The organism is Pseudoxanthomonas sp. G3, from assembly GCF_057654715.1.
In genome coordinates this window covers 1,166,975-1,181,431 of record NZ_CM172805.1, presented here as the reverse complement: position 1 = coordinate 1,181,431, position 14,457 = coordinate 1,166,975, and the positions used below count along the sequence as shown (strand labels likewise).

The following is a 14,457-nucleotide window of genomic DNA, read 5'->3' as shown; positions in this document are numbered from 1 at the left end:
GCGCCCGCTCGCGCCCCTTCGGCATGTCCATCCAAAACCTCCGCAATATCGCGATCGTCGCGCACGTCGACCATGGCAAGACCACCCTCGTCGACCAGCTGCTGAAGCAGTCCGGCACCCTCTCCGAGCGCACCGTGCTGGCCGAGCGCGTGATGGACAGCAACGACCAAGAAAAGGAACGTGGCATCACGATCCTGGCGAAGAACACCGCCATCACCTGGAACGGCAACCGCATCAACATTGTCGATACCCCCGGCCACGCCGACTTCGGTGGCGAGGTGGAGCGCGTGCTGTCGATGGTGGACACCGTGCTGATCCTGGTCGACGCGATGGACGGCCCGATGCCGCAGACGCGCTTCGTGACACAGAAGGCGTTCGCGATGGGCTTCAAGCCGATCGTGGTGATCAACAAGGTCGACCGCCCGGGCTCGCGTCCGGAGTGGGTCGTGGAGCAGGTGTGGGACCTGTTCGACCGACTGGGCGCCACGCCCGAGCAGATGGACTTCCCGATCGTCTACGCCTCGGCGCTGAACGGCTACGCCGGCCTGGAAGACACCGTCCGCGGCGGCGACATGACCCCGCTGTACGAAGCGATCATGCAGCACGCGCCGAAGCCGGAAGTGGATCCGGACGGCCCCTTCCAGATGCGTATCAGCCAGCTGGACTACAACAACTTCGTCGGTGTGATCGGCATCGGCCGCATCCAGCGCGGCACGCTGAAGAAGAACATGCCCGTCGCGGTCATCGACCGCGAAGGCAAGAAGCGCCAGGGCAAGGTGCTGCAGGTGCTCGGCTTCCTGGGCCTGGAGCGCATCGAGCAGGACAGCGCCGAGGCCGGCGACATCGTCGCCATCTCGGGCATCCAGGACCTGACGATCTCCGACACCGTTTGCGCGCTGGACACCCCGGAAGCGCTGCCGGCGCTGACCGTCGACGAGCCGACCATCAGCATGACCTTCCAGGTGAACAACTCGCCGTTCGCCGGCAACAAGGACCTCTCGGGCGGCAAGTTCCTCACCAGCCGCCAGCTGAAGGAGCGCCTGGAGCGCGAGACCGTGCACAACGTGGCGCTGAAGGTCGAACAGTTGGATGACGCGGACAAGTTCCTGGTCTCCGGCCGTGGCGAGCTGCACCTGTCGGTGCTGATCGAGAACATGCGCCGCGAAGGCTACGAATTGGCCGTGTCGCGTCCTGAAGTGATCATCAAGGAAATCGATGGCCAGCTGATGGAGCCGATCGAGCAGCTCGTCGTCGACGTGGAGGAAACCCACCAGGGCGGCGTGATGGAGAAGCTCGGCGTCCGCAAGGGCCAGCTGAAGAACATGGAGCCGGACGGCAAGGGTCGCGTGCGTCTGGACTACATGATTCCGGCGCGCGGCCTGATCGGCTTCCAGAACGAGTTCAAGACCCTGACCCAGGGTTCGGGCCTGCTGTTCCACGTGTTCGATCATTACGGCCCGAAGGAACAGGGCGCCATCGCCAAGCGTCTGAACGGCGTGATGATCGCCAATGCGCCGGGCGCCACGCCGGCCTACTCGCTGGGCCCGCTGCAGGAGCGCGGCAAGCTGTTCGCCGCCGAAGGCGACAACGTGTACGAAGGCCAGCTGATCGGCATCCATTCCAAGGACAACGATCTGACTGTCAATGCGATCAAGACTAAGCCGCTGACCAACATGCGCGCCTCGGGCAAGGACGATGCGATCCAGCTGACGCCGGCGATCAAGTTCTCGCTGGAACAGGCGCTGGATTTCATCGACGACGACGAGCTGGTCGAGATCACGCCGAAGGAAATCCGCCTGCGCAAGAAGCTGTTGACCGAAAGCGACCGCAAGCGCGCCTCGCGCGCCGCCTGATCGCCGCACCGCGTCTTGGAGCCCTCCGCGTACAACCCGGATCCCAAGGCGCATCCCGGCCTGCACGCCATCGCCCTGTTCGAGGGCGCCAAGGGCGTGCTGGCTCTGGCCTTCGCCGGCGGACTGCTGGCGTTCGGCCCGGATCGCCTGCGCGAGAGTGTCCAGGCGATCGTTGCCCGCTTCATCCCCGACGCCGGTCCCGGCGTGATGAGCCAGTGGCTCGACCGCATCAACCCCGAGTCGGTCCATGTGGCCGTGCTGATCATCGCCGTCTACGCCGGCTTGCGCCTGCTGGAAGCCTGGGGACTGTGGCGCGCCCGCGCCTGGGCCTCGTGGCTGGGCTGCATCGGCTCGGCCGCCTACCTGCCGCTGGACGTCTACGCGCTCTACCACCACCCCGGCTGGCACACCTGGGCGCTGCTCATCGTCAATCTGCTGGTCGTGTGGGTGCTGTGGCGCGACATCCGCCGGCGCAAGCGGATTTGACGCGCAGGTAGCCGCTGCGTAGCCTGCGGCAACTTCGCGAAGGTATCCGCATGCGTCGATTCTTGCTGCCGTTCGGCCTGATGCTCGCCCTGGCGGCCTGCCAGCCGGCGCCGCCGCAGGCCGCCACGCCGCCGGCACCGACCGACTTCATCTATGCCGAACTGGATGTGGCCGACCTGCAGACGCGCATGCAGGCAGGCGAACTCGACAGCCGACGCCTGACGCAGGCCTACCTGGACCGCATCGCCGCCGTCGACAAAGCGGGACCGCAGCTCAATGCCGTCATCGAAGTGAACCCGGACGCGCTGAAGGAAGCGGCGCTGCGCGACGTGGAGCGCCGCGCCAACGCCGTACGCGGCCCGCTGCACGGCATCCCGGTGCTGCTGAAGGACAACATCGACGCCGTGCCCATGGCGACCTCCGCCGGCTCGCTGGCGCTGAAGGACTTCCGCCCGGGTCAGGACGCCTTCCTCGTGCGCCGCCTGCGCGAAGCCGGCGCGGTCATCCTGGGCAAGGCCAACCTGAGCGAATGGGCGAACTTCCGCTCGATGCACTCGACCTCCGGCTGGAGCGGGCGCGGTGGACAGACGCGCAATCCCTACGCGCTGGATCGCAATCCCTGCGGCTCCAGCTCCGGCAGCGCGGTCGCCGTCTCGGCGAACCTGTCGGCGGTCAGCGTGGGCACCGAGACCGACGGCAGCATCCTGTGCCCGGCGGCCGTCAACGGCGTGGTCGGGCTCAAGCCCACCGTGGGACTGGTCAGCCGGCAGGGCATCCTGCCGATCTCGCACAGCCAGGACACGGCCGGCCCCATCGCCCGCAGCGTGTCCGATGCGGCGCTGCTGCTCAGCGTGCTGGCCGGGCGGGACCCGGCTGACGCCGCGACCATGAACGCCACTTGGAACACCACGCTGGACTACAGCGCGCGCCTCAAACCCGGTGCGCTCCAGGGTGCACGCATCGGTGTGCTTCGCAGCAAGGCGGACATCCATCCCGACGCCGCGGCCGCCCTCGAGGAGGCCCTGCGTGTGCTGCGCGAGGCCGGTGCCACCGTCGTCGACACGGAGATCCCCACCGACGGGCAGTGGAACGCGGACGAGCTCACCCTGATGCTCTACGAGTTCAAGCACGGGCTCGAGCGCTACCTGTCCGAACGCAAAGCGCCGCTGACCACGCTGACCCAGCTCATCGGTTACAACCAGCAGTACCGGCTGTCGGAGATGCCCTACTTCGGCCAGGACCTGTTCGAGCGCGCCAACGAGAAAGGCGGCCTCGGCGAAGCGGACTACATCACCGCACGCAGCCGTGCGCGGCGGTTGGCGGGGCCTGAAGGCATCGACGCGGCGCTCAAGGCGCAGCAACTGGACGCGCTCATCGCACCCACCACCGGCCCCGCGTGGTTGACCGACCACAACGCTGGCGATCACTTCCCTGGCGCGGGCTATGGCGCGGCAGCGGTGGCGGGCTATCCCAGCCTCACCGTGCCCATGGGCCACAGCGATGGCCTGCCGCTCGGCCTGACCTTCATGGGGCCGGCCTGGAGCGAGGCGCGCCTGATCGCATTGGGCTATGACTATGAGCAGCGCACGCGGGCACGCAAGCCGCCCGAATACTGGCCCAGCCTGCCTGCCCGTGCCGACGGGCGCTGACCAGGCTTCACTGTGAGCCATCCGGCGCAAGGGAGTGCTTGCAGGCGTACCGGGTTCGTGGCGTCATAGCCGGTAACCAGCAGGTGGGGACGACACGCGTGGCGTCTGGCGCGGACCGGGGGTCGGAACGGCGGGCATTCGGTGGATCCGGATCCACCGCACGCCGGCGAGAGCGCAACCTCAACTCGTTGGCGTGGGGCGTCCTGGTCGTGGCCTGCCTGCTGTCGCTGTGGACAGGCCTGATCGCCTGGCGCCAGGCCCGAGACCATGCCCACGCCCAGTTCGACGCGCGCGCCGACGCCGTAGCCACCGCGGTCGCGACCCACATGAATGCCTACGAGGACACCGTGCGCGCCGCCGCTGCGGTGCTAGAGGGCCGCCAGGACATCGACCAGGACAGCTTCTACGCCTTCGTCGAGAAGCTGCAGGTGCCCACCCGCCAGTCGGGGGTACACGGGTTGGGCTTTGCCCGTTACGTGCGCGCGGCCGATCGCGATGCCTACGTCGCCGCGCAACGCGTGCGCTACGGCGACGCCTTCGCCATCCACCCTGCCGGCGACCGCGGCGAATACGTGGTGATCGACCTGCTGTACCCGGATGCGCCCGGCATGCGTCCGCTGCTGGGCAAGGACGTGATGGCGGAAACCGTCCGTCGGGGCGCGATCGAGTCCGCACGCGATACCGGCGAACTCGCCGCCGCACCGCTGGTCGCGCTCGGCGACGCCTCCCGCGGCAGCATCGGCCTGCCCGGCTTTCTGCTGTACGCACCCGTTTACGCCGATTCGGTGGCCGCGCGCGAGGGTGTGGAAGCGCGGCGGTCGCTGTTGCGCGGGTTCGCGACGGCCGGCTTCGGTTGGCAGCAGGTGATGGACGACGCGATCGGGCGCACGGACGGCGGCGAGTTCGACCTGCAACTGCTCGCCCGCGACCATGGCGGCGAACCGATCTACCAGACCCGCACGTTGCGCGACCGCCACGGCGAGGCGTGGAAGCCCGCCTTCACCTCGCAGCGCGACCTGCGCCTGCTGGGCAGCTCGTGGCGGCTGGTGCTGCAGTCGCCGCCGATGCGCGAAGCCTTGCCAGGCCAACTGCCCATCCTGCTGCTTTCGTTGTGCGGCATCGGCCTGGGCGTGCTGCTGTTCCTGTTGCTGCGCAGTCTGGCACGCACCGAGCGACGCAGTCGCGCGCTTCTGGATGCCGTGGCCGACCACCTGCCCGCCCTGATCGCCTACATCGATGCGGAAGGCCGCTACGGTTTCGCCAATCGCGCCAGCCGCACGTGGTCTGGCGCGCACGAGGCCTGGAGCGAGCGCCCGCTGGACGAGGTGCATGCGGCCGATCCGGCGTTCCTGGCCTCGCTGAAGCAGGCGATGCGCGACTGCACACCCGAGCATTGGGTCGCCTGGGATGCCGAGATCGGCAAACCCGCGCGTCCCGTGCACCTCTACCTGGTGCCCGACGTGGAGCCCAACCAGCGCATCGCCGGCTGGTACCTGATGGGGAACGACGTCAGCGAGCAGCGCCAGGCGCACCGTGAGCTCGCGATGGCGCGCGACCACCTGAAGCGCGTCACCGACCGTCTCCCCGCGCTGATCGCGCAGTTCGACACGCAACAGCGTCTGGTCTTCACCAACCGCGCGTGCGCCGAACAGGTCAAGTGGCGCGCACCGCTGCGCATCGGCGCGCATATGCGCGACCTGTTCGGCGAAGACGCTTACGCGCGGCGCCTGCCGCACATCGAGGCCGCACTGGCCGGGCGCGACGGCGATTTCGAAAGCAGCTTCAGCATGGTGGACGGCGTGCGCCGTCTGCACAGCTTCTACACGCCCGACGTGGACGAGGACGGCGTGGTATCGGGCTTCTTCGTGATGGCGATCGACATCACCGAGAAGGCACGCCTCGAACACGCACTGCACAATGCGAACGAGCTGGCGGAGGTGACGCTGACGTCGATCAGCGAAGCCGTCATCACGGTGGACGTGCAGGGCCACGTCACCTACATGAACCCCGCGGCCGAAGCGCTGAGCGGCTGGAACCTGGAGCAGGCGCTCGGCGAGTCGCTCGACCGCATCGCGCCGCTGGCGCGCGTGGAAGCCTCCGAGGAAGCGGACGCGGACCACCCGCTCGCGCAGCCGGGCGATCTGCAATTGGCGCGCCGCGACGGCTCGCGCATTCTGGTCGAGCGCTCGCTGTCGCCCATCCACGATCGCGATGAGCGACTCATCGGCAGCGTCATGGTCCTCCGGGACATCACCGAATCCCGCGCGCTGAGTTCGCGCATGACCTACCTCGCCCACCACGATGCGCTCACCGGGCTCCCGAACCGGCTGCAGCTCAACGAGCGCCTGGGCCAGGCGATCACCCACGCCACCAATCACGGCAACGGCATCGCCGTGCTGTTCCTGGACCTTGACCTGTTCAAGCACGTCAACGACGCGCTCGGCCACCACACCGGAGATGAGTTGCTGCAACAGGTCGCGCGCCGCATCCAGCGCAATATCGGCAACCTCGGCACGGTCTATCGCACCGGGGGCGACGAATTCGTGGTGCTGTTGCCGAACGTGGTGACGCGCGAGAACGTGCTGCAGGTCGCCGACCGCCTGCTGGCGCTCAGTGGCACGCCCTACACCGTCGCCTCGCACGAACTGCACCAGGCCTTCAGCATCGGCATCAGCTTGTTCCCGGAAGACGGGTACGACGCCGGCACATTGATGATGCGCGCGGATGCCGCCATGTACCTGGCCAAGCGCAACGGCCGCAACGCCACTCGCTTCTACACGCGCGAACTGGCGTCGAGTGTCGACGCGCGCATCGAACTGGAGAACAGCCTGCGTCGCAGCCTGCGCAATGGCGACCTCGTCCTCCACTATCAGCCGCAGATCGATTGCCTGACCGGCCGCATCGTCGGCGTCGAGGGGCTCGCGCGCTGGCAGCGCGGCGAACGCCTCGTCATGCCGGGCGAATTCCTGCCGATCGCGGAAGAGACGAACCTCATCGTCGACATCGACCAGTGGGCGATTCGCGCCGCCTGCCGGCAGAACCGCATCTGGCAGCAGGCCGGGCTTCCGCCGATCCGGGTATCGGTCAACATCGCCGCGGCGAACTTCGATACCGACGACCTGGTCGACACCGTCGTCGGCGCGCTGGAAGACAGTGGGCTCGCCGCCGAGTTCCTCGAACTCGAAGTCACCGAGACCACGCTGATGCGCGATGTCCAGCGAACCGATCGCACGCTGCGCGCGTTGAAGGCGCTGGGGGTCCGCATTGCGATCGACGACTTCGGTACCGGCTTTTCCAGCCTGAGCTACCTGGGCAACTATGGCTTCAACGTGCTGAAGATCGACCAGTCCTTCATCCGCGACGTCTCGGAACCGAACCAAGCGGCGATCACACGGGCGATCATCGGCCTGGCCGACCAGCTCCAGTGCCGCACCATCGCGGAAGGCGTCGAAACCGCCGCGCAGGCCGCCTGGCTGGCCGCCAACGGCTGCGACGAGTTGCAGGGCAATTACTTCAGTACGCCGGTGCCGGCGCCCGAGTTCGCGCGCATGTACGCGCGGGCGAAGACATGGACCATCCCGCCGGCGCCGCACGCCGTGCCTACGCACGGCGCGTGACGCAACGCCTCAGCGCGTCGCGGGCGCGGCCGCCTGGTTCTGCTTGCGCACGATGCACATCGCGATCTCCAGCGACTGCTCGTAGTTGAGGCGCGGATCGACCGTCGAGCGGTAGGCGCGCTCCAGGTCGGCATCGGTGAGCTCGCGCGCGCCGCCCGTGCACTCGGTGACGTCTTCGCCGGTCAGTTCCAGGTGCACGCCGCCCAAGCGCGTGCCCGCCGCGGCATGCAGGTCGAAGGACTGCTCGACCTCGCTGCGGACGTTGTCGAAACGACGGGTCTTGAAACCATTGCTGGTGCTTTCCGTATTGCCGTGCATCGGGTCGCAGACCCACAGCACGCGGCGACCGTCGCGACGGACGGCGTCCAGCAGCGGCGGCAGTTTCTCGGCGATCTGCGCCGCGCCCATCCGATGGATGAAGGTCAGGCGTCCGGCTTCGTCTTCCGGATTCAGCACGTCGATCAGACGCAGCAACTGATCCGGCGTGACCGACGGGCCTACCTTGATCGCGATGGGGTTACGCAGGCCGCGCAGGTACTCCACGTGCGCGCCATCCACCGCCGCCGTACGCATGCCGATCCACGGGTAGTGCGTGCTGAGGTTGAACCAGCCCCACTGGCGCGGCACCTCGCGCGTCAGCGCTTCTTCGTACGGCAGCAACAACGCTTCGTGCGAGGTGTAGAAGTCGATGCGGTTGAGATTGTGCACCTCGGAGCCCGACAGGGTTTCCATGAACCTCACCGCATCGCCGATCGAGGTGACCATGTGCTGGTACTCGTTGGCCAGCGGCGAGTAGCCCACCCAGTTGAGGTTCCAGTATTCCGGGTGATGGAGGTCGGCAAACCCGCCATCGATCAGGGCGCGCACGAAGTTCATCGTCATTGCCGAGCGCGCATGCGCCTTGATCATGCGTCGCGGATCGGGAAGCCGCGCCTCGGCCGTGAACTCAGGCCCATTGACCACATCGCCGCGGTAGCTTGGCAGCGTGACGCCATCGCGCGTCTCCATGTCGGCCGAACGCGGCTTGGCGTACTGACCGGCGAACCGCCCCACGCGCACCACCGGCAGGCGCAGGCCGTGCACCAGCACTAGGCTCATCTGCAGCAGGACCTTGAGCCGGTTGGAAATCAGCCCGGATTCGCAGTCGGAGAAGTTCTCCGCGCAGTCGCCGCCCTGCAACAAGAAGCGCTTGCCTTCCTGCGCTTCGGCAAGCTGCTTCTTCAGCGAGAAGATCTCCCACGACGTCACCAGGGGCGGCAACTGGCGTAGTTCGCCCAGCGCGGCCTCCAGCGCCCCGGCATCCGGGTAGGTGGGCATCTGCATCGCGGGACGCGAACGCCAGGTGTCCGGCGCCCAGTTCGGCGGCAGATTGACGGCGCGCAGGGGGCGGTCGGTGGGGTTCATGGCAGGACTCCTTGCGGCCCACCATCCTGACAGACTGGTGCGCCGCGTCAAATCAGCGGAAGGTCGAGGTCTTGCGGGCGCGGAAGCCGATCCACAGCGCCCAGATGGCGAGCAGCACGAACCACACCAGGCTCCACATCGGCATGGTCAGGCCGAGGAAACTCCAGTCGACGGTGCTGCAGTCGCCCTTGGCGGACAGCACCTTCTGCGCGACACCGAGCCAGGTGTTCGTCTCGATCATGTAGTCCCAACCCGGCCCGCAACTCGGCATCAGCGGCGGGAACACCTGTACCCATACGTGCCGCCCGGCGATGCCGATGCCCGCGGCGGCGGCGATGAACGTCAGCGTGCCGTAGATCCTGCGGCCACCGGCGCGACGCGGGCCGTGCAGCGCGCCCAGCAGGAACAGCACGCCCGTCGCCGCGAAGGCGAGCCGCTGGAAGATGCAGAACGGACAGGGTTCCAGGTGCTGCACGAACTGCACATACAGCGCGTAGCCAAGCAGGCTCGCGCAGATCGCGAAGCCCAGAAAGCACTGCGCGCGGAAACTCCAACGGAGAGGATTCATCGGCACCGGTCGCATGGGGGTTGCCGCATTATCCACAAGCGGACGCATCCACGTCACCTGCGGCCATCCGCCGCACCCCGGGAACGCGCGACCTGCCCCAAAACGCAAAAGCCCCGACGATGGTCGGGGCTCTCGCTTGATGCCTTTGCGTGCACCTTACTCGGTCGCCGCTTCCGGACGATCGACCAGCTCGACGTACGCCATCGGCGCGTTGTCGCCGGCGCGGAAGCCGCACTTCAGGATGCGCAGGTAGCCACCCGGGCGCGACTGGTAGCGCGGGCCCAGCGTGGTGAACAGGGTACCGACGGCTTCCTTGTCGCGCAGGCGGGCGAACGCCAGGCGGCGGTTGGCCACGCCATCGATCTTGCCGAGGGTGATCAGCGGCTCTGCGACGCGGCGCAGCTCCTTGGCCTTCGGCAGGGTGGTCTTGATCAGGCCGTGCTTGATGAGCGAGGCGGCCATGTTGCGGAACATCGCTTCGCGATGGGCGCTGGTGCGGCTGAACTTGCGGCCGGCTTTCTGGTGGCGCATGGGTTGGATTCCTGAAGAAGAGTGGGACGTTGGATTTCGCTGTCGCCATCCAGGCGTTGCAACTGTGGACTGCGGGTGGTCCTAACCGGCCATCCTTGACCGGAGCGCCGCGGGCCTTCAGGTCCGTCGACGTGGGTGTTGCAACGGAGCTCCCGCGCGGACGCAGGAGCTCCGGGTTACATCATCAGCCGAGCATGCCGTGCTGGGCGACACCGGCCGGCGGCCAGTTTTCCAGCTTCATGCCCAGGGACAGGCCGCGCTGCGCCAGGACTTCCTTGATCTCGGTCAGCGACTTCTTGCCGAGGTTCGGGGTCTTGAGCAGTTCGACTTCCGTCTTCTGGATCAGGTCGCCGATGTAGTAGATGCTCTCGGCCTTCAGGCAGTTGGCCGAACGCACCGTAAGCTCCAGATCGTCGATCGGGCGCAGCAGCACCGGATCCACGCCGCTGGCAGCCTGCTTCGGCGCGCCGCGGTCGCGGTGCGTGAAGTCACCGAACACCGACAGCTGGTCGCTGAGGATGTCGGCGGCGGTGCGCACGGCTTCCTCGGCGTCGATCGTGCCGTTGGTCTCGATGTCCAGGACCAGCTTGTCCAGGTCGGTGCGCTGCTCGACGCGCGCGGCTTCTACCGCGTACGCGACGCGACGGACCGGCGAGAACGAGGCGTCCAGCACCAGGCGGCCGATGGCACGGGTTTCTTCATCCGGACGACGACGGGCGGCAGCCGGCTGGTAGCCGAAACCACGCTCGATCTTCAGGCGCATGTTCAGCGCCGTGTCCTTGGTCAGGTTGCAGATGACCAGTTCCGGATTCAGGATCTCGACGTTGTGGTCGGTCTTGATGTCGCCGGCGGTCACCACGCCCGGGCCCTGCTTGGCCAGGCTCAGGGTGGACGAATCGCCGGAGTGGATGCGGATGGCCACATCCTTCAGGTTCAACAGCACTTCCAGCACGTCTTCCTGCATGCCTTCGATGGTGCTGTATTCGTGCAGCACGCCATCGATCTCGACTTCGGTGATCGCGAAGCCGGGGATCGACGACAGCAGCACGCGGCGCAACGCATTGCCGAGCGTATGGCCGTAACCACGCTCCAGCGGTTCGATGACCACCTTCGCACGGTTGCCGGTCAGGCGCTCGATCTGCGGGCCGCGGGGGCGCAGCACTTGCTGAGTAATACCCGTCATGTTGCTTTGTCTCCTGCGGTCCCCCGGTCGCCCGGGGGTGCGTGAATGAATTACTTCGAGTACAACTCGACGATCAGCGCTTCGTTGATGTCGGCGGGCAGGTCCGAACGCGCCGGAACCGCCTTGAACACGCCGCTGAACTTCTTCGCATCGACTTCGACCCACGACGGGTTCAGGTCGAGCTGCTCGGCGACCGTCAGCGACTCCTGCACGCGGAGCTGCTTCTGGGCCTTCTCCGACAGCGCGATCGCGTCACCGGCCTTGACCTGGTAGGAAGGCAGGTTGACCGGCTTGCCGTTGACCAGCACGCCACGGTGCGAGACCAGCTGGCGGGCGGCCGGACGGGTCACGGCGAAGCCCATGCGGTAGATGACGTTGTCGAGGCGGGTTTCCAGCAACTGCAGCAGGTTCTCGCCGGTGTTGCCCTTCTTGGTCGAGGCCTTCTTGTAGTAGTTGCGGAACTGGCGCTCCAGCAGGCCGTAGATACGCTTGACCTTCTGCTTCTCGCGCAGCTGGGTGGCGTAGTCGGACAGCTTGCCCTTGCGGGCGGTGGCGCCGTGCTGGCCGGGCTTTTGCTCCAGCTTGCACTTGGAGTCCAGCGCACGGGCCGGGCTCTTGAGCGACAGGTCGGCGCCTTCGCGGCGCGCGAGCTTACAGGTAGGACCGATATAACGAGCCATTTCTTATCGCCCCCTTAGACGCGACGCTTCTTCGGCGGACGGCACCCGTTGTGCGGGATAGGCGTCACGTCGATGATGTTGGTGATCTTGTAGCCCACGTTGTTCAACGAACGCACGGCCGACTCACGACCCGGACCCGGGCCCTTGATGCGGACTTCCAGCGACTTCACGCCGTAGTCCAGAGCGGCACGGCCGGCCTTTTCGGCAGCCACCTGCGCCGCGAACGGCGTGGACTTGCGGGAACCGCGGAAACCGGCACCACCCGAGGTCGCCCAGGAAAGCGCATTGCCCTGGCGATCGGTGATGGTGACGATGGTGTTGTTGAAAGAAGCGTGGACGTGGGCGACGCCGTCGGTGATGACGCGCTTGATCTTCTTCTTGACTTTGGCAGCAGCTGGCTTGGCCATGATGGTCGCCCCTTACTTCTTGATGGCTTTGCGCGGACCCTTGCGGGTGCGGGCATTAGTGCGGGTGCGCTGGCCACGCAGCGGCAGGCCACGACGGTGACGCAGGCCGCGGTAGCAGCCCAGGTCCATCAGTCGCTTGATGGCGATGCCGACTTCACGACGCAGGTCGCCTTCGACCACGTACTTGCCGACTTCGGCGCGCAGACGCTCGACTTCCGGCTCCGACAGGTCGCGGATCTTGGTGGTCGACACGACGCCAGCGGCTTCGCAGACCTTCTTGGAACGGGTACGGCCGATGCCGTAGATGCTTTGCAAACCGACCCAGACATGCTTCTGGGCAGGCAGGTTGACACCTGCAATACGCGCCATGACGCGGTTCTCCAACTGTGAGTATTGGCCCGTGTACGATCATCCCGGGCGGGATTTCGCACAGACAGGCGGAGTGAACTGGAAATTGTAGCAAGATCCGGGGTTCCAAGGAAGTCCGTGCCGGCAAAGCCGGCGGCAGACCCGGCATGGGGAGTGTGCCCATGCTCCGGCGCCGGAACCTGCCTGGTGCGGGATCGGGGATTTCCCCCTGCCCCGCCCCGCCCGCGCTACTCTGGCGCAGGGACTGGCTGGCTCTCACCCCCGCGCCGGATCGCCGCGGAGGCCGCCCATCTAAGTCAGCCGGCCGCGAAGGGCCGGACTGGTGCGGAATGACCCGCGATTATACCTCAGCCACGGGGGGCAAGACCGCCCCGCGAACCGCCCTTCAAATTGGCCTTCTTCAGCAGGCTCTCGTACTGGTGGGACATCAGGTGCGCCTGGATCTGCGCGATGAAGTCCATCACCACCACCACCACGATCAGCAGCGAGGTGCCACCGAAGTAGAACGAGGTGCCCAGCTGCGTGCGCATCACTTCCGGCAGCAGGCAGACCGCCACGAGGTACAGCGAACCGATCGCCGTCAGGCGGGTCAGCACGCCGTCCACATAGTCGGCCGTGGCCTTGCCAGGACGGATGCCCGGAATCAGCGCGCCGGACTTCTTCAGGTTCTCTGCGGTTTCCTGGGAGTTGAACACCAGGGCCGTATAGAAGAACGCGAAGCCGATGATCATCGCGGCGAACACGATCATGTGCAGCGGCTCGCCCGGAGCCAGCGCATTGGAAATACGCTGCAACCACGTGGCGGCGCCCGTGCCCTGGCCCGACCACATCGCCAGCGTCGCCGGGAAGGCCAGGATGCTGGAGGCGAAGATCGGCGGAATCACGCCGGCCATGTTGAGTTTCAGCGGCAGGAACGACGTCTGGTTCATGTACGCGTTGCGGCCACCCTGGCGGCGTGCGTAGTTCACCGTGATCCGGCGCTGTCCGCGTTCGACGAACACGACCAGAAACGTGAAGCCCAGCACGACCAGCGCGATCACCAGCAGCGAGATGAAGCTCAGCGTGCCGTCGCGGAACGCCCCGACAGTCTGGATGACCGCACCCGGCAGCCCCGCCACGATACCGGCGAAGATGATCAGCGAGACGCCGTTGCCGATGCCGCGCTCGGTCACCTGCTCGCCCAGCCACATCAGGAAGATGGTGCCTGCGGTCAGCGCGACAACGGCGGTCAGCACGAAGCCCATGCCCGGCGCGTACACCACCGGCATGCCGCCCGGAGCGACCTGGTTCTGCAGCGCGGTGGCGATGCTGCCGCCCTGCACGACCGCCAGCAGCACGGCGCCGATGCGCGAGTACTGGGTGATCTTGCGGCGACCGGATTCGCCTTCCTTCTGCAGCGCCTTCAGGCTCGGGAAGATATGCACGCCCAGCTGCATCACGATCGACGCCGAGATGTAGGGCATGACGTTGAGCGCGAAGATGCTGAAACGGTGCAGGGCGCCGCCCGAGAACATGTTGAACATGTCCACGATGCCGCCGCCCTGCGCCTGCATCATCGCAAGCATGGCATCGGGATTGACGCCCGGTACCGGCACGAAGCAGCCGATCCGGTAGACGATCAACGCGCCCAGGACGAACAGCAGGCGCTGGCGGAGTTCGGTGAACTTGCCTGCGCCTGCCAGCGCACTGGCGGCATTACCCTGCGCCATG

12 protein-coding genes are annotated in these 14,457 nt (G+C 66.8%); 4 read left to right on the top strand and 8 right to left on the bottom strand.

The genetic code is table 11. From position 1 onward, the window contains the following. Positions 1-23 precede the first annotated feature (23 nt). The 4 genes from typA to AC23D6_RS05500 all read left to right on the top strand — a co-directional run bounded on the left by typA (position 24) and on the right by AC23D6_RS05500 (position 7,605). Positions 24-1,853, top strand: a complete 1,830-nt coding sequence (typA, locus tag AC23D6_RS05515; RefSeq protein WP_487751781.1) for a translational GTPase TypA — start codon at positions 24-26, stop codon at positions 1,851-1,853. Between the two features lie 15 nt (positions 1,854-1,868). Next, positions 1,869-2,339: a DUF2127 domain-containing protein gene (locus AC23D6_RS05510; RefSeq protein WP_487751780.1), complete on the top strand. Its 471-nt coding sequence runs from the start codon at positions 1,869-1,871 to the stop codon at positions 2,337-2,339. 65 nt (positions 2,340-2,404) lie between these two features. Continuing rightward, positions 2,405-3,988 (top strand): amidase, encoded by a 1,584-nt coding sequence (locus AC23D6_RS05505; protein WP_487752576.1) that lies wholly within the window; start codon positions 2,405-2,407, stop codon positions 3,986-3,988. A 188-nt stretch (positions 3,989-4,176) separates the two neighbouring features. Beyond that, positions 4,177-7,605, top strand: coding sequence for a bifunctional diguanylate cyclase/phosphodiesterase (locus AC23D6_RS05500; RefSeq protein WP_487751779.1), 3,429 nt, complete (start codon positions 4,177-4,179; stop codon positions 7,603-7,605). A 9-nt stretch (positions 7,606-7,614) separates the two neighbouring features. Here AC23D6_RS05500 and AC23D6_RS05495 read toward each other — a convergent pair whose 3' ends face one another. The 8 genes from AC23D6_RS05495 to secY form a co-directional block, all read right to left on the bottom strand. Next, positions 7,615-9,009, bottom strand: coding sequence for a class II 3-deoxy-7-phosphoheptulonate synthase (locus tag AC23D6_RS05495; protein ID WP_487751778.1), 1,395 nt, complete (start codon positions 9,007-9,009; stop codon positions 7,615-7,617). Positions 9,010-9,061: 52 nt separating this feature from the next. Further along, the gene (locus AC23D6_RS05490; protein ID WP_487751777.1) at positions 9,062-9,577 is read right to left on the bottom strand and encodes a disulfide bond formation protein B; all 516 of its coding nucleotides are present in this window, start codon (positions 9,575-9,577) and stop codon (positions 9,062-9,064) included. A 156-nt stretch (positions 9,578-9,733) separates the two neighbouring features. After that, positions 9,734-10,108, bottom strand: a complete 375-nt coding sequence (rplQ, locus tag AC23D6_RS05485; RefSeq protein WP_056878833.1) for a 50S ribosomal protein L17 — start codon at positions 10,106-10,108, stop codon at positions 9,734-9,736. Between the two features lie 184 nt (positions 10,109-10,292). Continuing rightward, positions 10,293-11,291 (bottom strand): DNA-directed RNA polymerase subunit alpha, encoded by a 999-nt coding sequence (locus tag AC23D6_RS05480; RefSeq protein ID WP_056878832.1) that lies wholly within the window; start codon positions 11,289-11,291, stop codon positions 10,293-10,295. Positions 11,292-11,341: 50 nt separating this feature from the next. Continuing rightward, positions 11,342-11,971, bottom strand: a complete 630-nt coding sequence (gene rpsD / locus AC23D6_RS05475; RefSeq protein ID WP_055941309.1) for a 30S ribosomal protein S4 — start codon at positions 11,969-11,971, stop codon at positions 11,342-11,344. A 14-nt stretch (positions 11,972-11,985) separates the two neighbouring features. Then, entirely contained in the window at positions 11,986-12,378 is a 393-nt protein-coding gene (rpsK, locus tag AC23D6_RS05470; protein WP_055941307.1) for a 30S ribosomal protein S11, read from the bottom strand. A gap of 12 nt (positions 12,379-12,390) precedes the next feature. Then, on the bottom strand, positions 12,391-12,747 hold the full coding sequence (rpsM, locus tag AC23D6_RS05465) for a 30S ribosomal protein S13 (protein ID WP_056878872.1): 357 nt from the start codon (positions 12,745-12,747) through the stop codon (positions 12,391-12,393). A 347-nt stretch (positions 12,748-13,094) separates the two neighbouring features. Then, on the bottom strand, positions 13,095-14,456 hold the full coding sequence (secY, locus tag AC23D6_RS05460; protein WP_093487356.1) for a preprotein translocase subunit SecY: 1,362 nt from the start codon (positions 14,454-14,456) through the stop codon (positions 13,095-13,097). Position 14,457 lies beyond the last annotated feature (1 nt).